We start from the raw sequence: 20,697 nt of genomic DNA, 5'->3' as shown, positions 1-20,697 counted from the left end.
GCCAACTCCACACCACCGGCCACACCACCTACATCGAAACCAGCCCCCACCCCATCCTCACCACCGCCATCCAAGACACCACCAACACCACCAACCCCAACAACACCCACAACACCCACACCCTCATCACCGGCACCCTCCGCCGCCACCAAGGCACCCTCCACCGCTTCCACCTCTCCCTCGCCCACCTCCACACCCACGGCACCCCCACCAACTGGACCCCCACCCCACCCACACCCACCCCACCCACACCCACCGACCTCCCCACCTACCCCTTCCAACAACGCCGCTACTGGCTGGAAGGCCCCGCCGCGCACAGCGACGGCCGCAACCTGGGCGTCGACTCCGCCGACCACCCCTTCCTGACCGCCGCCGTGGCCGTCGCGGAGGGTGACGGGGTGCTGCTCACCGGACGGCTCTCCCTCCAGTCGCACCCCTGGCTGGCGGACCACGCGGTGGCGGGCACGCCGCTGCTTCCGGCCACCGCCCACCTGGACCTCGCGTTCCAGGCGGCGCAGCAGGTCGGGGCCGGAGAGGTGGAGGAACTGACCCTGGAGGCGCCGCTGCTGCTGCCCGAGCGCGGCGGCCTGCGGCTCCAGGTGGCGGTGGAGGCACCCGACGCCGAGGGGCGGCGGCGCCTCGGCGTGCACTCCCGGCCCGACACGGCGGCCGACGCGCAGTTGGGTGACGGCCCGGAGTGGACCCGGCACGCAACGGGGACGCTCGCCCCGTCGGCCGACCGTCCCGCCGTGACCGGCGAGGTGGCCGCCGCCTGGCCGCCGCCGGGGGCGACCCCGCTGGATGTGGACGGCCTCTACGACGAACTGGCCGCACGGGGTTACGAGTACGGGCCGGCCTTCCAGAACCTCACCGCCGCCTGGCGATCCGGCGACACCGTGTACGGCGAGGTGTCGCTGGCCCCGGAGCACCACGCCGAGGCCGCCCGGTTCGTGCTGCACCCGGCGCTGCTGGACTCGGCCCTGCACACCATGGGGCTGGGCGACTTCCTCGGTGCGGGCGTCCGGCTGCCGTTCTCCTGGTCGGGGGTCTCCCTGGCGGCCACCGGGGCGACCGCGCTGCGGGTGACCGTCGCCCCCGGCCCGGCGGGGGAGGACAGCGTCACCGTGTCCGTGGCCGACCCGACGGGGGCGCTCGTCGCGACGGCGCAGTCCCTCACCCTGCGGCCGGTCGACACCGACCGGCCGCTGTCGCGGGCCACGCGGTCCGGTGCCGAGTCGCTCTACGCGCTCGACTGGACCGAGGTGGCCGTCCCGGACGCGGCCGAGCCCGTGCCCTTCGAGATCCTCGACGTCACGACGCCGGGCCGCCCAGCCGGGCCGCCCGCCGCCGACACCGACACCGGCGCCGGCACCGACACCGAGGCCGGGTCGACGCCCGCCGCCGTCACCGCCGCCGTCACGGACCTGCTCGCCCGGCTCCAGCAGTGGACGGCCGCCGAGGACCACCCGTCGGCCCGGCTGGTCGTGGTCACCCGGCATGCCGTGACCGCCCTCCCGGGCGACCCGCTGGACCTGGTGGCGGCCCCGCTGTGGGGGCTCGTCAGGTCCGCCGCCACCGAGAACCCGGACCGGATCACCCTGGCCGACCTCGACGGCGAGGAGTCCTCCCGGCAGGCGCTCGCCGCGGCCGTGGCCACCGGCGAGCCGCAGTTCGCGGTGCGCGACGGACGGCTGCTGGTGCCCCGGCTCACCCGGCCGGACGCCGGGGCCGCCGCCGTCGTGCCGCCCGAGGACGGCGGCGCCTGGCGGCTGGAGACTCCCGGTGGTTCGCCGGACGACCTGCGCGCCGCCCCGTACCCGGCCGCCGACGCCCCGCTGGCACCGGGTCAGGTCCGGATCGCGGTGCGCGCCACCGGCCTGAACTTCCGGGATGTGCTCACCGCTCTCGGCATGGTCCCCGGCGGCGGTCCGCTGGGCACCGAGGCGGCGGGCACGGTGCTGGAGACCGGTCCGGGTGTCGACTCGCCGGCCGTCGGAGACCGGGTGTTCGGGCTGGTGCCGGGCGCGATCGGCCCGGTGGCCGTGGCCGATCGGCGCCTGCTCGCCCGGATTCCGGCGGGCTGGTCGTTCACCCGGGCGGCGGGGGTGCCCGCCGTCTTCACCACCGCGTACTACGGGCTGGTGGAGCTGGCCCGGGTGCGTCCCGGCGAGCGGCTGCTGATCCATTCGGCGGCGGGCGGCGTCGGGATGGCCGCGCTCCAGCTGGCCCGGCAGCTGGGCGCCGAGGTGTTCGCCACGGCGAGTCCCGGGAAGTGGGGGGCGCTGCGTGCGCTCGGGGTGGACGCGGACCATCTGGCGTCGTCCCGTACGACCGACTTCGAGCAGCGGATCGCGGAGGCGACCGGCGGCGCGGGGGTCGATGTCGTACTGAACTCGCTGACCGGGGAGTTCATCGACGCGTCGCTGCGGCTGCTGCCGCCGGGCGGCCGGTTCGTGGAGATGGGCATCGCGGACCTGCGGGACCCGGAGGCGGTGCGGGCCGCGCGCCCCGGGGTGCTCTACCAGCCCTTCGAGCTGCTGGAGCTGGACGCCGACCGGGTGGGCGAGGTGCTGGCGAGCGTGCTCGCCCTGTTCGAGCAGGGGGTGCTGTCGCCGCTTCCGGTCACCAGCTGGGACGTGGGCCGGGCCCCCGCCGCGTTCCGCCACTTCGGGCAGGCGCGGCAGGTCGGCAAGGTGGTCCTGACGCTCCCCCGGGCCGGCGGTTCCGACGGCACGGTCCTGATCACCGGCGGCACCGGCACCCTGGGGGCGGCGCTGGCCCGCCACCTGGTGACGGCGCACGGCGTACGGCAGCTGCTGCTGACCAGCCGCAGCGGCCCCGCCGCCCCGGGCGCCGCCGAGCTGTCCGCCGAGTTGTCGGAGCTGGGCGCCACGGTGCGGATCGAGGCGTGCGACGCCGCCGACCGGGGGGCGCTCGCCCGGCTGCTGGCCGCCGTACCGGCGGACCGTCCGCTCACCGGGGTCGTCCATGCCGCCGGTGTCCTGGACGATGCGGTCCTGGCGTCGCTGACCCCGCAGAAGGTGGCCTCGGTGCTGCGGCCCAAGGTCGACGCGGCCTGGAATCTGCACGAGCTGACCCGCGATCTCGACCTGTCGCTGTTCGTGCTGTTCTCGTCCGCCTCGGGGCTGCTCGGCGGCGGCGGTCAGGGCAACTACGCGGCGGCCAATGTGTTCCTGGACGCCCTCGCCCAGCACCGCCGGGCCCAGGGCCTGCCGGCGGTGTCGCTGGCGTGGGGCATGTGGCAGCCGGCGAGCGGTATGACCGGGCACCTCGCGGAGGCCGACCTGACCCGGATCGCCCGCAGCGGGCTCGTCCCGATGTCCGTGCCGGACGGGATGGCGCTGTTCGACGCGGCGCTGCTGGACGGCCGGCCGCTGCTGGTACCGGCCCCGCTGGACGGCGCCGGGCTGCGTACCCTCGCCGGGGCCGGAGCGCAGCAGGTGCCGGCGGTGCTGCGGTCGCTGGTGCGGGCCGCCGGACCCCGGCGGGCGGCGCGGGCCGAGCGGGTGCCGGCCGCCTCGTTCGCGGAACGGCTGGCGGCCCTGAGCGGCCCGGAGCGCTCCTCGGCGCTGCTCACCCTGGTCCGGGAGCAGGTCGCGGCGGTGCTCGGCCATGTCACGGTCGACGACATCGCCGCCGACCGGGCGTTCAAGGAGATCGGCTTCGACTCGCTGACCTCGGTCGAGCTGCGCAACCGGATCGCGGCGGCGACCGGGCTGCGGCTGCCGACCACCCTGGCCTTCGACTTCCCCACCCCGACCGCGCTGGGTGACCGGCTGGCCGCACTGCTCGCACCGGATGACACTGAAGACCCGGCCGGCGATCTCGACCGGCTGCTCGCCGCCGTCTCGGTGGACAGCGCCGGTTTCCCCCAGCTCAGGGAGCGGCTGCGGGCCGCGCTGTGGCGCTGGGACGAGGAGGCGGGGCCCACTGCGGGCGCCGGGTCCGCGCAGGCGGACGCGGATCTGGCGGCGGCGACCGACGACGAGTTGTTCCGCGTGCTGGACGAAGAACTCGACGCGGACGAAGAACTCGACGCGGACGAAGAACTCGACGCGTCATGACCGGCCCACACCAGCGGCAGAGAGGGCGACTGCGATGAGCAACGAGGACCGGCTCCGCGACTACCTCAAGCGGACCACGGCCGACCTCCGGCAGGCCAAGCGGCGGATTCGGGAGCTGGAGGAGAAGGAGCACGCGCCGATCGCGATCGTCTCGATGGGCTGCCGCTTCCCCGGCCGCGCCGACTCCCCCGAGGCGCTGTGGCGGCTGGTGGCCGACGAGACGGACGCCGTGACCGGCTTCCCGGCGAACCGGGGCTGGGACCTGGACGGGCTGTACGACCCCGATCCGGACCGGGTCGGCACCGCGTACACCCGGGAGGGCGGCTTCCTGCACGACGCGGGCGGGTTCGACGCCGCGTTCTTCGGGATGGGCCCCCGGGAGGCGGTTGCGACGGACCCCCAGCACCGGCTGCTGCTCGAAGTGGCCTGGGAGACGTTCGAACGGGCCGGGATCGCGCCCGGCTCGCTGCGCGGCAGCCGTACCGGTGTCTTCGCCGGTGTGGTCTCGCAGGCGTACGTACCGCCCCCCGACCGGTTGCCCGACGGCTACGAAGGCCATCTGATGACCGGCAACGCGACGAGTGTGGCCTCCGGCCGGGTGGCGTACCACCTCGGGCTGGAAGGGCCCGCCGTCACGCTGGACACGGCCTGCTCCTCGTCGCTGGTCGCCATGCACCTGGCCGCGCAGTCACTGCGGCGCGGCGAGAGCGACCTGGCGCTGGCCGGCGGTGTCACGGTGATGGCGACGCCGCTGCTGCTGGTCGAGTTCAGCCGGCAGCGCGGCCTGTCGCCCGACGCCCGGTGCAAGGCGTTCGACGCGTCGGCCGACGGGACGGGCTTCGCGGAGGGCGTCGGCCTGGTCCTGCTGGAGCGGCTGTCCGACGCCCGGCGGAGCGGACACCCGGTCCTCGCGGTGCTGCGCGGCTCGGCGGTCAACCAGGACGGCGCCAGCAACGGCCTGACCGCGCCCAACGGCCCGACCCAGGAGCGGGTGATCCGGCAGGCGCTGGCGGACGCCCGGCTCGCCCCCCAGCAGGTGGACGCGGTGGAGGCGCACGGCACCGGCACCCGGCTGGGCGACCCGATCGAGGCGCAGGCGCTGCTCGCGGCGTACGGGCAGGGCCGCCCGGACGGCGAGCCGCTGCTGCTGGGGTCGCTCAAGTCGAACATCGGCCACACGCAGGCCGCGGCCGGGGTCGCCGGGGTGATCAAGATGGTGCAGGCGATGCGGCACGGCGTGCTGCCGCGCACCCTGCACGTGGCCGAGCCGACCCCGCATGTCGACTGGTCGGCCGGCGCCGTGGAACTGCTCACCCGGGCCGTGCCGTGGCCGGACCGGGGCCGGCCGCGCCGGGCGGGCGTCTCCTCCTTCGGCATCAGCGGGACCAATGCGCATGTGATCCTGGAGCAGGCTCCGGAGCCGGCGGTCACCACCGCCGACGATCCGGTCGACCCGGTGGCGGGCGGGGCCGCCGAACCGCCCGCGCCCTGGCCGCTGTCGGCCCGTACGGAGTCGGCGTTGCGGGCGCAGGCCGACCGGCTGCACGCGCACCTCGTCGCCACGCCCGGCGTCGGGGCCGCCGAGACCGGCCGGACCCTGGCGCTCGGGCGCACCGCGTTCCCATACCGCGCGGTCGTCCTGCCGGGCGAGCGCGCCGACCGGCTCGACGCGCTCGCCGCGCTGGCGGCGGGCCGCAGGTCGGCCCGGGTGGTGCGGGGCACGGCGGCCGACCGGCTGCTCACCGGGTATCTCTTCACCGGTCAGGGCAGTCAGCGGCCCGGCATGGGCGCCGGTCTGTACGCCTCCCGGCCGGTCTTCGCCAAGGCGCTCGACGAGGTGTGCGACGCGTTCGGCACCTCGGTGGGCGGCCGTCCGCTCAAGGAGGTGATGTTCGCGGCGGAGGGGAGCGCGGAGGCGGCGCTGCTGGAGCGGACCGACTACGCGCAGCCCGCGCTGTTCGCGCTGGAGACCGCGCTCTTCCGGCTGCTCGGTGAGCTGCTGCCGCCCCCCGGCCGGCTCGCCGGGCACTCGATCGGCGGGCTGGCGGCGGTGCACGCGGCGGGTGTGCTGTCGCTGGAGGACGCGTGCACCCTGGTCGCCGCGCGCGGCCGGCTCATGCAGAGCGCGCCGGCCGGGGGCGCGATGATCGCGTGCGAGGCGTCGGAGCAGGAGGTCCTGGGTGCGCTCGCCCCGTACGCGGGGCGCGCGGTGATCGCGGCGGTGAACAGCCCGTCCGCGACGGTGGTGTCCGGGGACGCGGACGCGGTGGCGGAGGTGGCGGCCCTGTTCACCGGGCGGGGCCGCCGGACGCGTCGGCTGCGGGTCAGCCGGGCCTTCCACTCGCCCCACATGGACGGGGCGCTGGACGGGCTGCGCGAGGTGGTGGCCGGGTTGAGCTTCCATCCGCCCGCGATCCCGGTCGTCTCGGACCTGACCGGCCGTCCGGTGCGGGTGGAGGAGCTGCGGCAGCCGGACTACTGGGCCCGTCAGCTCCGGTCGCCGGTCCGGTTCACCGATGTGGTCGGCTCGCTGTACGAGGCGGGTGTCGGCGCGTTCGTCGAGGTGGGGCCGGACGCGGTGCTGACGCCTCTGGTCACGGCGTGCCTGCCGGAGGCGGCGCCGGTCGTCGTCCCGGTGCAGGTGGCCGGGCGGCCGGACGGGGAGACGCTCGCGGCGGCGCTGTCCGCGCTGCATGTGGCGGGCGGGGCGGTGCGCTGGGACGGCTGGTTCGCCCCCGGGGCGGCCACGCCGGTGGAGTTGCCGACGTACCCCTTCGAGCACACGCACTACTGGTGGCCGGAGCTCGCCGCGCCCGCCCCGCGCCCGGAGCGGCCCGGGGCGGTGGTGGAAGGGGCGGCGGTGGAGGGGGCGGCGGCAAGCGGTGCGGAGCGTACCGAATCCCTGCTGGATCTGGTCCGCGTGCATGCCGCCGACGTCCTCGGCCATGGCTCCCATGAGTCGATCGCGGCCGAGGACCGGTTCCTGGACATCGGTTTCTCGTCCTTCACGGCGCTGGAGGTGCGCAACCGGCTCTGCGAGGCGACCGGGCTGCTGCTGCCCGCCGTCCTGCTCTTCGACTATCCGACGCCGGCGGCGGTCGCCGGCTTTCTGGCGGAGCAGCTGACCGCCGCCTGACGGACGGAGGGCGGGAACCGGGCCTCCTCGGCCCGGTTCCCGCCCTCTGCCTTCTGCCTTCCGCCTTCCGCCTTCCGGCTTCCGCTGCGCGGGTGCGATCGCGGAGGCGGCGGCTACCAGGTGACCGGCAGCCGGAAGACGCCCTGCACCGAGCCGCCCGGCTTCACGCCCAGCGCCTCGATGGGTTCGGCCAGCCGCAAGGTCGGTATCCGGCGGGCCAGTTCGTACAGCGCGATCTCCAGTTCGGCGCGGGCGAGGTTCTGGCCGATGCACTGGTGGATGCCGTAGCCGAAAGCGAGGTGGCCACGGCTGCCGCGCCGCACGTCGAGGGTGTCCGGGTCCTCGAAGACCTCGGGCGAGCGGTTGGCCGCCGCGTTCGGCAGATAGACGCCGTCGCCCTCCTTGACGACGACTCCGCCGATCTCGATGTCGGCCGCCGCGACCCGCTGCAACTCGTCCGCGACCGACAGGAAGCGCAGGAGTTCCTCCACCGCGCTGGAGGCGATCCCCTCATCGGCCCGCAACGCGGCCAGCTGCGCGGGGTGTTCGAGCAGGCTGAGGATGCTCAGTCCGATCATGTTCGCGGTCGTCTCATGGCCGGCGACGAGCATGAACATCGCGATGGAGGCGAGTTCGGTCCGCCCCAGCTGCCCGGTGGCGAGGCGGTCCGCGATCAGTTCGTCGAGCAGCCCTTCGCCCGGCTCCGCCTCCTTGCGGGCGATGAGGTCGTCGAAGTAGCCGACCAGGGCCGCGCTCGCGGCGGCCGCCTCCTCGGCGGTGCTGGTCGCCTGCACCATCCGGCTGGTCTGCAGCTCGAAGAACTCATGGTCGGCGTACGGCACGCCGAGCAGTTCGCAGATGACGGTGGACGGCACGGGCAGCGCGAACGCCGGTACCAGGTCGGCGCTCCGGCGGCCGTCCGCGAGCAGGGCGTCGATCTTCTCGGTGACGATCCGGCGGATGGCCGGGCGCAGCGTGTTGACCCGCTTCACGGTGAAGCTGGGGATCAGCATGCGCCGCTGGATGTCGTGCTCCGGCGGGTCCATGCCGACGAGCGCGGTCAGCTTCGCCGCGGCCATCCGGGGCACCAGCACCGGGAAGTCCGGTCGGGTCCGGTCGGACGACAGCCGGGGGTCGACCAGCAGTTGCCGCGTCTCGGCGTACCCGGTGACCACCCAGGCGGGCCGCCCGTCGTACAGCCGCACCCGGGCCAGCGGCCCCTTGCTCCGCAGGCTCTCGTATCCGGCCGGCGGGTGGTAGGGGCAGCCCCGCGTCATGGGGAAGTCCGGCGCTTCCACGGTCTCGGTCGTCACGGTGTCACTGCTCATACGGCCCCCGGCCCTCGGTTCACAGTCGGCTCCCCCGCTGGTGAACAGGCATTGTCGGGGGGCGGTGTTAAGCCGTTCTAAACCGCTCGCGGGCCTTTCGGGGACCGCGCCACCGGTACCGTGCCGACCGGCCCGGCCGCCGCCCCGCCCGCCGGTGGAACCAGCAGCGGTCCCAGCACACCGCAGCCGGTCGGCGGAGCACCGGGCCGGGCGGGAGCGCGGGGTGACGACCGGGAAGCCCGGTGCTCGGGGCAGCGGCTACGGCGCCGGGCTGCCGCGCCGTACCGTCGGCGGGTCGGGGAGGTGCCCGGGGTGCGGGCCCGGTGGGCGGCGCAGGGCGGCGAGGGCCCGCTTGTCGGGTTTGCCGCCCGGGGTGGTCGGGACCTGGTCCAGGACGGTGATGGTGGCCGGGACGCCGGCCTGGCCCAGCTGGCCGCCGATGTGGCGGCGCAGGGCGGCCGGGTCGGGGGTGCGGCCGGCGGTGGGGACGACGAAGGCGTGGGCCGCCTCTCCGGTCTGCTCGTCGGGGAGGCCGACGACATAGGCCTGGTCGATGTCGGGGTGGTCGGTCAGGGAGCGTTCGATGGCCGTGGCGTAGTGGACCACCGCGTTGACGATGATGATGTCGCGGGTCCGGCCCTCCAGGTGGAGGAAGCCCTCCTCGTCGAACCGGCCCAGGTCCCTGGTGCGTATCCAGCCGTCCCGCAGCACTTCGGCCGTCTCGTCCGGGTCGTGCCAGTAGCCGGCCATGGCGCCGGAGGTGCGGGCCCAGACCTCGCCCCGCTCACCGGCGGGTACCGGCCGGCCCGCGCTGTCGCGGATCTGGAGCCGCACGCCGGGGTGGGCGCGGCCCACCGAGCCGGCCACCCGGGGGTGCCGGCGGGCGAGGTCGTCCGGGGTGAGCAGGGTGAGCAAGCCGGTCTCGGTCTGGCCGTACCCCTGGAGGACCACCGGGCCGAGGCGGTCGACGGCCTCGGTGAGGCGGTGCGGTTCGAGCGGGGAGCCGGCCACCAGCAGCGCCCGCAGGCTGCTCAGGTCGACGGGGGTGCTGCGCAGGGTGTCGAGCAGCCGGTGCAGCCGGGGCACGGTCATCAGGCAGGCGGTGATCCGGTGCCGTGCGAAGTCGGCGGGGATGTCGACCGGGGGGTCGGGGATCACGGCGGTGCCGCCGCCGAGCAGGCAGAGGCCGAGCCATTCGAACATCACCGCGCTGGTCAGGGTGCCGAAGAGCAGGAACCGGTGGTACTGGGCGGCCAGTCGGGTGGTCTCCTCGCTCCAGCGGGCGGGCTGCCAGGACCAGTGGGCGGTCAGCGCGCGGTACGACAGGGCGCAGCCCTTGGGGCGGCCGGTGCTGCCGCTGGTCAGATAGACGACGGCGGTGTCGTCGGGGCGGCCGTGCGGCTGGAGGGCGTCGGGGGTGGCGGGGGCGTCGAGCAGCGCGGCGAGCGGCAGTACGGGGACGGGCCCGGCGGCGGTCCGCAGGGCGGCGCCGGCTGGGGTGTCGCCGCCAGGGGTGTCGGCGGTCGGGGTGTCGGCGGTCGGGGTGTCGGTGATCACCGCGTGGATGCCTCGGGAGAGGACGTCGGCGAGCTGGCCGGAAGTGAGCCCGGGGCGGAGGCCGACGACCTGGAGGCCGAGCAGATGGGCGGCGATCTGGACGGCGAAGCCCTCGGGGGTGACGTCGGTGCCGAGGGCCACGGCGGCGCCGGGTTCCAGCCCTGACCTGCGGAGGCCGCCGACGCAGCGGGCGATCAGGTCCAGGACCTCGGCTCGGGAGACGGACCGGGAGCGGTACTCGAAGGCCGGTTTGCCCGGTTCACTGCGGAAGGCGGCGACAAGTGACTGGGGGAAGGGTTTTTCTGCGGTTTGCTGCATTTTGCCTCCGTGCCGGACGAGGAGGGGCGCGTACGGATTCCAGCCAGCCGAATGCGCCTTTCCTGGGGATCGGACAACGGGCGGCCCGGGGTGGCGGGCAACCGTTCCACGTTATCCCTCGGAAAGAGCGAATCAAGCTGTGATCCACATCACACTTCCGCCCCGTAGCAGTCCATTGAAGGCTCAACTAACGTGGACACGTCAACCGAATGCGACGACGGGAGAGCCATGCGCGACCATGTGTCCGTCGAATACCTGGTCATCGGAGCGGGCCCGGCCGGACTCCAGGCCGGATACTTCCTCGACAAGGCCGGACGCAGCTATCTCATCGTCGAGGCGGGCGACGCCCCGGGAACCTTCTTCACCCGTTTTCCGAGACACCGCACCCTGATATCGATCAACAAGCGGCACACCGGCTGGGACGACCCCGAACTGAATCTGCGCACCGACTGGAACTCGCTGCTCTCCGACGAGTCCCGGCCGCTGTTCACCGACTACACCCCGCGCTACTTCCCGGCCGCCGGCGACCTGGTCCGCTACCTGGCCGACTTCGCCACCGAGCACCGGCTCACCGTCCGCTTCGGCACCAGGATCACCCGGATCAGCCGGCCCGGCCCCTTCCTGGCCGAGGACCAGCAGGGCAACACCTTCGAGGCCCGGCGGATCGTCATGGCCACCGGGGTGTCCCTGCCGCACCTGCCCGGCATCGAGGGCGAGGAGAGCGCCGAGCGCTACGACCAGGTGTCCGTGGACCCGGCGGACTTCACCGGCCAGCGGGTGCTCATCATCGGCCGGGGCAACTCGGCCTTCGAGACCGCCGACAATCTGATAGAGACCGCAGCGGTCATTCACGTGGCCGGCCCGGGATCGCTCAAGCTCGCCTGGCAGACCCATTTCGTCGGCCATCTGCGGGCCGTCAACAACAACTTCCTGGACACCTACCAGCTGAAGTCGCAGAATGCGCTGCTCGAGGGCCACGTCCGCCACATCAGAAAACAGCCGGACGGCACCTACCGGGTCGCGGTGAGCTTCTCCCGGGTCGCCGAAACGGTCAAGGAGATCCCCTACGACCGGGTCATCCTGGCCACCGGATTTCGATTCGACGCCTCGGTCTTCGCCGCCGAATGCCGCCCGGAACTGACGATCAACGGGCGTTTCCCGGCGCAGACGGAAGCCTGGGAGTCGGTCAATGTCCCCGGCCTCTACTTCGCCGGGACCATCACCCAGGTGCGCGACTTCAAGAAGTCGACCAGCGGATTCATCCACGGCTTCCGCTACGGCACGCGCGCCCTGCACCGGATTCTGGAGCAGCGCCACCACGACCGGCCCTGGCCGGCCCGCCCGCTGCCCGCCACCGCCGAGGCGGTCGGTGACGCGGTGCTCGCGCGGGTCAACCGCACCTCCGCGCTCTGGCAGCTGTTCGGCTTCCTGGCCGACGCGGTGCTGGCCTACCGGGACGGCACGGTCGCGTACCTGGAGGAGGTGCCCGTCGCCTATCTGCACCGGGCCGTGGCCGAAGGCCGCTTCGGAGAGGTGGCCGGGTACGGCGCCGTGACGCTGGAGTACGGCGCCGACCACGACCGGGTCAATCCGTTCGACGCCTCGGTCGCCCGGGTCTCCCAGCGGGACACCGGCGGGCTGGACGGGCGGTATCTGCACCCGGTGGTCCGCTGGTTCGACGCCCCCGGCGGCGGGGAGCCGCCCACCGCGCCCGCCGCCGAGCACCACCTCACGGAGAACCTGGAGAACGAGTGGGACAGCCCCGACGTCCACCGGGCTCCCCTGCTGCGGTTCCTGCGCGACCGGGCCGCCCTCCCCGCCGTGAGCCGCGGGTGATGCCGCTGCTGGCCCGCCTGCACGACCAGGCACGGCGCACCCTCGACCCGGTCCACTACGACTTCTTCGCCGGTGGCGCCGGGCAGGAGGCGGCGCTGTCGGAGAACGAGCGGGCCTTCCGCCGCTACGCCCTGCTCCCCCGGGTGCTGCGCGGCAGCGCCCGGCGGGACCTGGCGGTGACGCTGCTCGGTGACCGCGCCTCGATGCCCGTCGTGGTCGCGCCGACCGCCTTCCACCGGCTGGCCCACCCCGAGGGGGAACGGGCCACCGCGCGGGCCGCCGCGGCCGCCGGCACCGTACTGATCGCCAGTATGGCGGCGACCACCGCCATCGGGGAGGTCACCGCAGCGGCGCGGTCGGTCAGCGCCGACGCCGCCGTCTGGTTCCAGCTCTATCTGCAACCCGACCCGGAGGTCACCCCCGCCCTGGTCCGCCGGGCCGAGCGGGCCGGCTGCTCCGCCCTGGTGGTCACCGCCGACTCCCCGGTGTTCGGCCGCCGCGAACGCGACCGGCGCAACGGGTTCGACGACCTGCCGCCGGGGCTCGCCGCCGAGAACATGCGCGACCTGCCCGGCGCGCCACCCGGCCGCCCCCGCGCCATCGGCATGTCACCCGCGCTGTCCTGGCACGACCTGGACCGGCTGCGGCGGCTCACCCGGCTGCCGATCGTCCTCAAGGGCGTGCTGCACCCGGCGGACGTCCCGCTCGCCCTGGACACGGGCGTGGACGCGCTGATCGTCTCCAACCACGGCGGGCGCCAACTGGACGCCGCCCCGGCCACCGTGGCGGCGCTGCCCGCCATCGCGGAGGCCGCCGCCGGGCGGCTGCCGCTGCTGCTGGACGGCGGGGTGCGCCGGGGCTCCGATGTCGCCGTCGCCCTCGCCCTGGGCGCCACCGCCGTGGGCATCGGCCGACCGGTCCTCTGGGGCCTGGCCGCCGCCGGCCAGGCCGGGGTCGGCCAGGTGCTGGAGGCGCTGCGCGACGAGTTCGACCATGTGCTGGCCCTGTGCGGCGGCGCCCGGCCCGCCGATCTGACCCGGGACCAGGTGACCGTACGCGACCCCGGCGGGGAGCCCTCATGAGGGCCCGCACCCTGCTGGCCGCAGGCGCGCTGCTCTCCACGCCGTACTGGCTGCCGGACGCGGTCGTCTCCCTGCGCCAGGCGATCTTCGCCAGGGTCAACGGCGAGCAGGGGGTGGTCTTCCCCAACGACCAGGTCGGACCCGAACGCTTCGAGGAGGTCTACTCGCACCCCCGCGCCGACGGCCGCAGTCGCGGCGCCGCCCTCTCCGACCTCTTCTGGTACTGGCTCGCCCCGGGCCCGCACATCCACCAGGAGCATCTGGAGCCCGGCCCCCGCCACCAGGAGGTGGCCCGCGCCACCGCCGCCGTGCTCAGCGGCTCCAGCCGGGAGCTGGCCGACGCCGCCGCCCGCCGCACCGCGTCCGTACTGGACGAACTCGGCGGCGGCCGGGCCCGGCTGGTGCGGCTGCGCGACCTGATGATGCCGGTCTGGGCCGAGTTCTTCTACGAACGGGTCTTCGACGAACCCTGCCCGCCCGCAGCCCGCCGCCTGATCACCGGCAACGCCGAGGACGTGGTGAACGCCCTCAAGTGCGTCCGCCCCCGCCGGATGCGCCGCCGCCACCGCCTCACCCGCTACCTGCTCCGGCGGATCGACGCCGGGGAGGTGGCGCACCCGCTGCCGGCCCTGCTCAGCCGGACGGAGCAGGCGTACTGGTTGCAGGGCACGTTCTTCAACACCGCCGTGGTGCAGATGTCCGAGGCGATGGCCCATCTGCTGCTGGTGCTGGCCGAACACCGCGACCTCCAGGCCCGGCTGGCCGCCGCCCCCGACGACGACCGGCTGCTGGGCGATGTGATGGACGAGACGCTGCGGCTGTACCCACTGTTCGGCGTGGCCCACCGGATCGCCACCGATGACATCGCCCTGGGGCCGGACACCGTCCTGCCCGCCGGGTCCGTCCTGCTCTTCGACTACCCCGCGTACCACGCCAGCGGCCACGACCGGCCGGAGCTGTTCGACCCGTCCCGCTGGGAGCGGCTGCCCGCCCGGCAGGCCCACCACATCCCGTTCGGTGTGGCCGCCAACCGCCCGTGCCCCGCCTGGCGGCTGGCCCCACTGGTGATGCGCGCGGCCACCCGAGAGGTGCTGGCCCGGTACACCCTGGAGTCGGCCGTCACCCACACCCGTTCGCTGCCCAGCCGGGGGCCCTGCCTGCTGGTGCGGCGCGACGCCCCGCTGCCCCGGCCGCTGGCCGCGGCGGCGCGCGGGCTGCTGCGGGTGCGCGACCGCTGGGAGGACGTCTGCCGGGGGCCGCTGCAACTGCTGCTCGGCACCTACATGGTGCTCGACGCGCGCCGGCAGCGGCTGGCGGAACGGTACTTCGACAGCCATGACGACCAGGGCCGCCCCCTCGGCCCCACCGGCGGCCCCACCGGCGGGCAGGCCCCGGGCTGCCCCTACGCCGGCGGGCCGTAGGACGCCGGAGCACACCGGCAACCGACCGTACGGCAGCCGCACGGCATCGCGCTGCGGCAGCCGCAGGCGCACACCCCGGCGAAAGGCTCAGCGCCATGTCCAGTGTCGAGCTCGGCCCTGCCTTCTTCCTCTCCGTGGTCGTCATCCTCGGCGTCTGCCGACTCGTCGGGCTCGCGCTGCGCGGCCTCGGCCAGCCACCCGTGGTGGGCGAGATGGTCGCCGGCGTCGCCCTGGGGCCCTCCGTGCTGGGCCTGCTCGCGCCCGGCGCCGAACACGCCCTCTTCCCCCAGGACCTCAGGCCGGTGCTCTATGTCACCGGCCAGATCGGCCTGGTGATCTTCATGTTCCAGGCCGGCTACGAGTTCCGTACCGACCGGATTCGGCAGGTCGCCCGGTCCGCCGCCGCCATCTCCACCGCGGGCATCCTCGCCCCGCTGCTGCTGGGGGCGGCGCTCGCCTGGGGCGCGCGGGGCCGGGTGGCGATCTTCCCGGCGGGCACCCGGCCGCTGGCCACCATCCTCTTCGTCGGCGTCGCCCTGGCCATCACCGCCTTCCCGATGCTGGCCCGGATCATCACCGAGCGCGGCCTCACCGGCAGCCGCTACGGCTCGGTCGCGCTCGCCGCCGGGGCCCTGGACGACGCGGTGGCCTGGGTGCTGCTGGCCGGAGTGGTCAGCCTCGCCCGGGGCAGCAGCGGGCCGCTGCTCCTCGCGGTGGTCGGGACGGCCGTGCTCGCCGTGCTGCTGGCCCTGCTGGTCCGCCTCCGAGGGCGGGCGACGGCCCTGGCCGGGCGGCTGCCCACCGGGGAGCTGCTGCCGGCCGTCGTCGCGGTGCTGTTCCTCACCGCCTGGTACACCGACCGGATCGGCCTCTACGCCGTCTTCGGGGCCTTCGGCCTCGGCGTGTGCTTCCCCCGCTCGGCGGCGGTGGACCGGGCCATGGGACTGTTCACCCCGCTGGGCCGTACCGTCCTGCTGCCGCTCTTCTTCACCTACTCGGGCCTCAACACCGACTTCGGCCGGTTCACCGATCCGACGCTGCTGCTGTTCGCCGGCTGCTGCGTGGCGGCCGCGGTGGTCGGCAAGCTGGGCGCCTGCTGGGGCGCCGCCCGGCTGGTGGGGGAACGGCCCGGCATCGCGCTGCGGGTGGGCACCCTGATGAACGCCCGGGGCCTGATGCAGCTGATCGCGGTCAACGTCGGGCTCTCCGAAGGGATCATCTCGCCGTCGCTGTTCACCGTGCTGGTGGTGGTCGCCCTGGTCACCACGGTGATGACCAGCCCGCTGCTCACCCTCTGGGACCGCCTCGGCGCCCGGACCGGCGACCCCACGCCCGACACCCCGTCGCCGTCCTCGGTCACCAGCCGGGCCTAGCCCGCCGGGACGGGAGCGGGCGACGCCACGGACGTGCGGCGGCCTCCCCGGGTACGTCCCGGGGAGGCCGCCGCGTTCCGCTGGGGAGGATCAGCCGCTACGCGGCATCGTCCTGGTCGGGCTCACCCTCCCGGCCCCACGGTGCGGGGCCGGGGCCGGGGCCAGGACCGGGACCGGGGCCGGGGTGCGGCGGATGCGGGCCGGGGCCGGGGTGCGGGGGATGCGGGCCGGGGCCGGGGTGCGGGGGTTCCGGGCAGCGGGGCTGCTCATGGCCGCCACCGCCACGGTTCGGCCAGTTCTCCGGCACGCACTCGACGACGGGGACGGTGGCTTCGACCGGCTCGCTGACCACGGTGTCCCCACGGCCGTCCACGCCCGCCGCCAGGGCCCGGTTGGTGACCTGCCCGGCCTGGGCGTCGGCCTCGGTGACCAGGTAGCCGCCATGGCACACCGTGCTCTCGCCCGGTGCCAGCGTGGTCGATCCGCACACCACGTCCGCGACATGGTCATCCGTCACCCGGACGTCGTGCAGTACGCCGCCGCCGGTGTTGGTGACCAGATAGGAGTACCGCACCGTGTCCCCGGGGAAGACCGGTCCGGCCGTGTCCACCCGCTTCTCCACCGTCAGGCGCGACGGACCGGCGATCGGCAGGGTGGCCTCGGCCGGCGGCGAGCTGATCGGCCGGCCGTCGACCGTACCGGTCGCCTGGGCGTGGTTGGTGACGCTGCCCGCTGCGGCGTCGTCCTCGGTGACCACATAGCTGCCGTGGCAGACGGTGCTGTCCCCGGCGCTGCCCGCCGGTGCCAGCGTGCTCTCACCGCAGGTGATGCCGGTGACCCGGTCATCGGTGACCTGGATGTCCTCCACCGGCTGGCCGCCGGTGTTGGTCACCAGGTACGAGTACGGCACGGTGTCCCCGGGCGCGAAGGGACCGGGCTCGTCCACGCGCTTCTGCACGGTGATGCCGGGCGGCTGGGCGATCGGCAGCGTGACGGTGGACGGCGGCGAGGCCACCGGCCGGCCGTCGGCCGTGCCGACCGCCACAGCCGTGTTGGTCAGGGAGCCTCGGGCCGCGTCCGCCGCGGTGACCACATAGGTCGCCGTACAGGTGACCGTCTCCCCGGGGGCGAGCGTGCCGACCGGGCAGCTGATCGGCCCGACCGTCGGATCGGTGACGGCCGGCTCGTTCACCGGTGTGTTCCCGGAGTTGGTGACCACGAACTCGTACGGCACCTCCGTCCCGGGGACCAGCAGGCCGGGCAGCGGCTCCCGGGCCTGCTTGACCAGGTTCAGTCCGGGCAGCGGCCGGTCGGTGGTGATCACCACATTGCGGATCAGATGGACGTCGGTGAACAGACCGGTGGACGCCGCGAACCCGAACTTGTAGCTGGCCGGGACCGGCACCGGAGCGTGCGTCGAGAGCACCTGGTGCGGGCCGGTCCCGTCGCGGAAGTCGATGGTCACGGTCAGCACCGGATCGGGTGCCGGAGTCAGCTGCACATGGACCCGGCGGCCGGACGGCTCCAACGCGGCCTCGGCCTGCTCCGGGGTCGCGCCCGGCGGCAGCGAGGTCAGCGCGCCCTGGAGCTCTCCGGGCAGCGTGGAGGGCCAGGGGCCGGCCGTGGAGAAGTTGTCGGTGGTGGCGGTGAGGAAGCAGTAGCCCTGGACGCCGTCCCCCGGGCCGCGCACGGTGACCATGTTGGCCCCGGGGGCGGGCACCCGGAACTGGGTCCCGGCGGGCGACCGCTCGGGGCACCCGTTGCCGCGCTGCTCCCAGTCGCCGAAGTAGTTCCCCAGCACATCGAGCCCGACGCCCAGGTAGCCCCGGTCCACCCCGTCCAGGAAGGGGTTGGCCGGATCGTCGTCGGGGAGCTTCTGCGCGTACCCGAGGCTGCCGCCGAACGCTCCGGGGTGGGTGAGTGACGCGGCCCCGTCCACCAGGAAGAAGGAGATGCCGTCCGCAGGATGGGCGGGCGTGGTGCTCCCGTACTGCCACTGGTCGAAGGTCACGTCCAGCCCGGCGTTGGCGGGCAGGGCCTGGTCGTAGAGGACGGCTCCGGCCTGGTCGGTGGAGGCGTCAGTGAGCCGCAGATAGCCGTGCGGCGCCGCGCCCAGTGGCGGCACCGGACCGGTCTCCCCGGCCGGGCAGCCGCCCAGCGGCCGGCCCCCCGGCCCCGGCTGCGGCGCGGGGGCGGCTCCGGTCAGACAGGCCGTCCCCACGGCCACGAAGTCCGGGTCCGCGGTCGCTCCGGTGAACGACTCCTGGACCAGGGTCGAGCCGGCCGCCCGGGGCCGCGCCACCACCCCGCCGCCTCCGCCCACCGCATCCGCGAGCCCGCCGCCCGCAGCACCGAGCGCCACCACAATCGCCAACAGTCGGGCCGCCCGCGCACCACGGCGGGACGAACCCCGATGATCCCTTGTCATAAGGGTCATAACGACGTTTTCTTGACATATAGTCACACAACCCGGCCGGACACTGGGCCGTCAGAGCCCGCCACCTCACCCGGACAGCCGACCGCACGAGGCCACCGCCCGGCAGTCCGCCCCTCCGCGAAGGCGAACCGAGCGTGCACACCCGTGCCGTGTGGTGTGGTTTCCGTGGTGGTGGGCCGATGGCTGGGTGTGGGTGCATGGTTGCGGGGCTGCGAAAGTTTCGCTGTGATGGCGAGTGGTCTCGCGAACGCTAAGGGCGGGCTGATGTGCCGTCAAGGCTTTGGGCAGGGAACCCGAATTCCCGGTGGTACGGGGAGTCGGGGGCTTCGAAATGTTTCGGTCTGTAGTCCTGGTGATCACTTATGAGTTTCGGTGAACTTTCGGAAACAACTCATTGACTGGCGCTTTGATCCGGGCGCATACTCTCCAGCGATCGCAACGTCCTCGTAACCGAAGCACCCTCACCCGGCCCCACTTGTCCCACTCGGCCACTGTCCAGTCGTGCATGCCCGGATATCGGAAGGCAGGGGTTGCAGTGATCGGCGGCACAGCGCATTCCCGCACCTCCCGGACCTCTGGCGCGTTCTTGCCTGCCGGTCTGTCGGCGGCGGTTGCTACCGTCGGGTTGTCGGGTCCCTGCCAGCAGGTGACCCGGTCGCGGTGCGGTCGCGGTGCGGCGTCGCGCTCTGTGGGCGCGGGTCGGGCTGCGGTGGCTTCGCCGGGCTCCAGCCGGCGTCCGTCGTGCTGTGGAGCCTCCGCTGAGGCCGTTCCGGGTGCTGCCGCCGTCGGCAGGCCCACCGACCCGGTGCCGCTCGGGCCGGCCCGCCGCACCCCGCCCCCGTTGGCTGCCGGTCGCGCATCGACCGGCCCACCGCCCCCATGGTTGCCGGCCGTACGCTGACCGGCCGCACCCCGCCCCGCTGACTTCCGGTCGCGCATCGACCGGTCCGCCCTTCCCGGTCGCGTTGGATGACGTGGCATGCGTTGCCGTCCCCCTCCGGGGGCCGGTCCTCATTCCCGGGCCGCCTTTGCCCGCGGGCTGCTCCTGCCCCGGGTTCGGCTGCTGTTCCCGGGTTTCCCTTGCCCCCGGGCCGTCCTCTCCTAGGCCGGCCTCGGTCCCGAGTCGTTCATTCGGCTCTGTCGGCTCGTATCGCGCCGTCCGGATTTCCCCCGTCAGCCTTTACAGGAGGAAAAACGCTCATGGCTCATGTCTCTGCCCGCTGGAAGGGCACAATGCGCAACCGCGTCAGGCTGCTGGTCGGTACTGTCTCCGCCCTGGCGCTGGCGGTGGCCGCGCTGGTCATGCCCACTACCGCCAGCGCCGACACGACGATCACCTCGAACCAGACCGGCACCAACAACGGGTTCTACTACTCGTTCTGGACCGACGGCGGCGGTTCGGTCTCGATGAACCTGGGCTCCAGCGGCAACTACAGCACCACATGGAGCAACGTCGGCAACTTCGTCGCCGGCAAGGGCTGGGCCACCGGCGCGCGCCGGGCTGTGAACTACTCGGGCACGTTCAACCCGTCCGGCAACGCCTACCTGGCGCTGTACGGCTGGACGACCAACCCGCTCGTCGAGTACTACGTCGTCGACAACTGGGGCACCTACCGGCCCACCGGCACCTTCAAGGGCACCGTCACCAGCGACGGCGGCACCTACGACATCTACGAGACCACGCGGACCAACGCCCCGTCGATCGAGGGCACCGCGACGTTCAACCAGTACTGGAGCGTCCGGCAGTCCAAGAAGACCGGCGGCACCATCACCACCGGCAACCACTTCGACGCCTGGGCCAAGTACGGCATGAACCTGGGCAGCCACAACTACCAGATCCTCGCCACCGAGGGCTACCAGAGCAGCGGCAACTCCAACATCACGGTGAGTGACGGCGGCAGCGGCGGCACCAACGGTGGCACCACCACGGGCGGGACCACCACCGGTGGGACGACCACGGGCGGCACCACCACCGGCGGCACCACCAACGGTGGCACCACGACCGGTGGCACCACCACCGGCGGCTCGACCACCGGCGGCACCGGCACCCCCGGCGGCTGCAAGGTCACCTACAACCCCAACTCCTGGCAGGGCGGCTTCACCGCCGACGTCACCATCACCAAC

Annotated in this window: 9 protein-coding genes and 1 pseudogene; 7 read left to right on the top strand and 3 right to left on the bottom strand. The window is 74.0% G+C overall.

Annotated elements, in window-relative coordinates:
• Window positions 1–4,085 (top strand): SDR family NAD(P)-dependent oxidoreductase (locus tag ACIQGZ_RS23260; RefSeq protein WP_402604760.1); only part of this gene is annotated, 4,085 nt, incomplete at its 5' end.
• Window positions 4,086–4,119: 34 nt separating this feature from the next.
• Window positions 4,120–7,221, top strand: a pseudogene (locus ACIQGZ_RS23255) (type I polyketide synthase); the annotation flags it as partial.
• A gap of 113 nt (window positions 7,222–7,334) precedes the next feature.
• On the opposite strand, the gene ACIQGZ_RS23250 reads toward ACIQGZ_RS23255, so the two are convergent.
• Both ACIQGZ_RS23250 and ACIQGZ_RS23245 read right to left on the bottom strand, forming a co-directional pair.
• On the bottom strand, window positions 7,335–8,549 hold the full coding sequence (locus ACIQGZ_RS23250) for a cytochrome P450 (RefSeq protein WP_402604758.1): 1,215 nt from the start codon (window positions 8,547–8,549) through the stop codon (window positions 7,335–7,337).
• A 258-nt stretch (window positions 8,550–8,807) separates the two neighbouring features.
• Complete coding sequence (locus ACIQGZ_RS23245; protein ID WP_402604755.1) at window positions 8,808–10,424, bottom strand: class I adenylate-forming enzyme family protein; 1,617 nt, start codon at window positions 10,422–10,424, stop codon at window positions 8,808–8,810.
• Between the two features lie 228 nt (window positions 10,425–10,652).
• Here ACIQGZ_RS23245 and ACIQGZ_RS23240 point away from each other — a divergent pair, with 228 nt between their 5' ends.
• The 4 genes from ACIQGZ_RS23240 to ACIQGZ_RS23225 all read left to right on the top strand — a co-directional run bounded on the left by ACIQGZ_RS23240 (window position 10,653) and on the right by ACIQGZ_RS23225 (window position 16,136).
• Window positions 10,653–12,260 carry an NAD(P)-binding domain-containing protein gene (locus ACIQGZ_RS23240; protein WP_402604753.1) on the top strand — a complete coding sequence of 536 codons (1,608 nt, stop codon included), beginning with the start codon at window positions 10,653–10,655 and terminating at the stop codon, window positions 12,258–12,260.
• A complete protein-coding gene (locus ACIQGZ_RS23235) occupies window positions 12,260–13,342 on the top strand; it encodes an alpha-hydroxy acid oxidase (RefSeq protein WP_402604750.1) in 1,083 nt (360 codons plus the stop codon). Before ACIQGZ_RS23240 ends, ACIQGZ_RS23235 begins: the two co-directional genes overlap by 1 nt.
• Entirely contained in the window at window positions 13,339–14,763 is a 1,425-nt protein-coding gene (locus tag ACIQGZ_RS23230; RefSeq protein ID WP_402604747.1) for a cytochrome P450, read from the top strand. The genes ACIQGZ_RS23235 and ACIQGZ_RS23230 overlap by 4 nt, the downstream gene beginning before the upstream one ends.
• A gap of 95 nt (window positions 14,764–14,858) precedes the next feature.
• Window positions 14,859–16,136, top strand: coding sequence for a cation:proton antiporter (locus ACIQGZ_RS23225; RefSeq protein WP_402604744.1), 1,278 nt, complete (start codon window positions 14,859–14,861; stop codon window positions 16,134–16,136).
• 97 nt (window positions 16,137–16,233) lie between these two features.
• On the opposite strand, the gene ACIQGZ_RS23220 is transcribed toward ACIQGZ_RS23225, so the two are convergent.
• Complete coding sequence (locus ACIQGZ_RS23220; protein WP_402604795.1) at window positions 16,234–18,501, bottom strand: hypothetical protein; 2,268 nt, start codon at window positions 18,499–18,501, stop codon at window positions 16,234–16,236.
• A gap of 1,305 nt (window positions 18,502–19,806) precedes the next feature.
• Here ACIQGZ_RS23220 and ACIQGZ_RS23215 point away from each other — a divergent pair.
• Window positions 19,807–20,697 (top strand): glycoside hydrolase family 11 protein (locus ACIQGZ_RS23215; RefSeq protein ID WP_402604793.1); only part of this gene is annotated, 891 nt, incomplete at its 3' end.

It is taken from the genome of Streptomyces sp. NPDC092296 (assembly GCF_044755465.1).
In the GTDB taxonomy this organism is placed as follows: Bacteria; Actinomycetota; Actinomycetes; order Streptomycetales; family Streptomycetaceae; genus Peterkaempfera.
The sequence above is the reverse complement of the archived record's forward strand: the minus strand, read 5'-3'. Positions and strand labels throughout refer to the sequence as shown.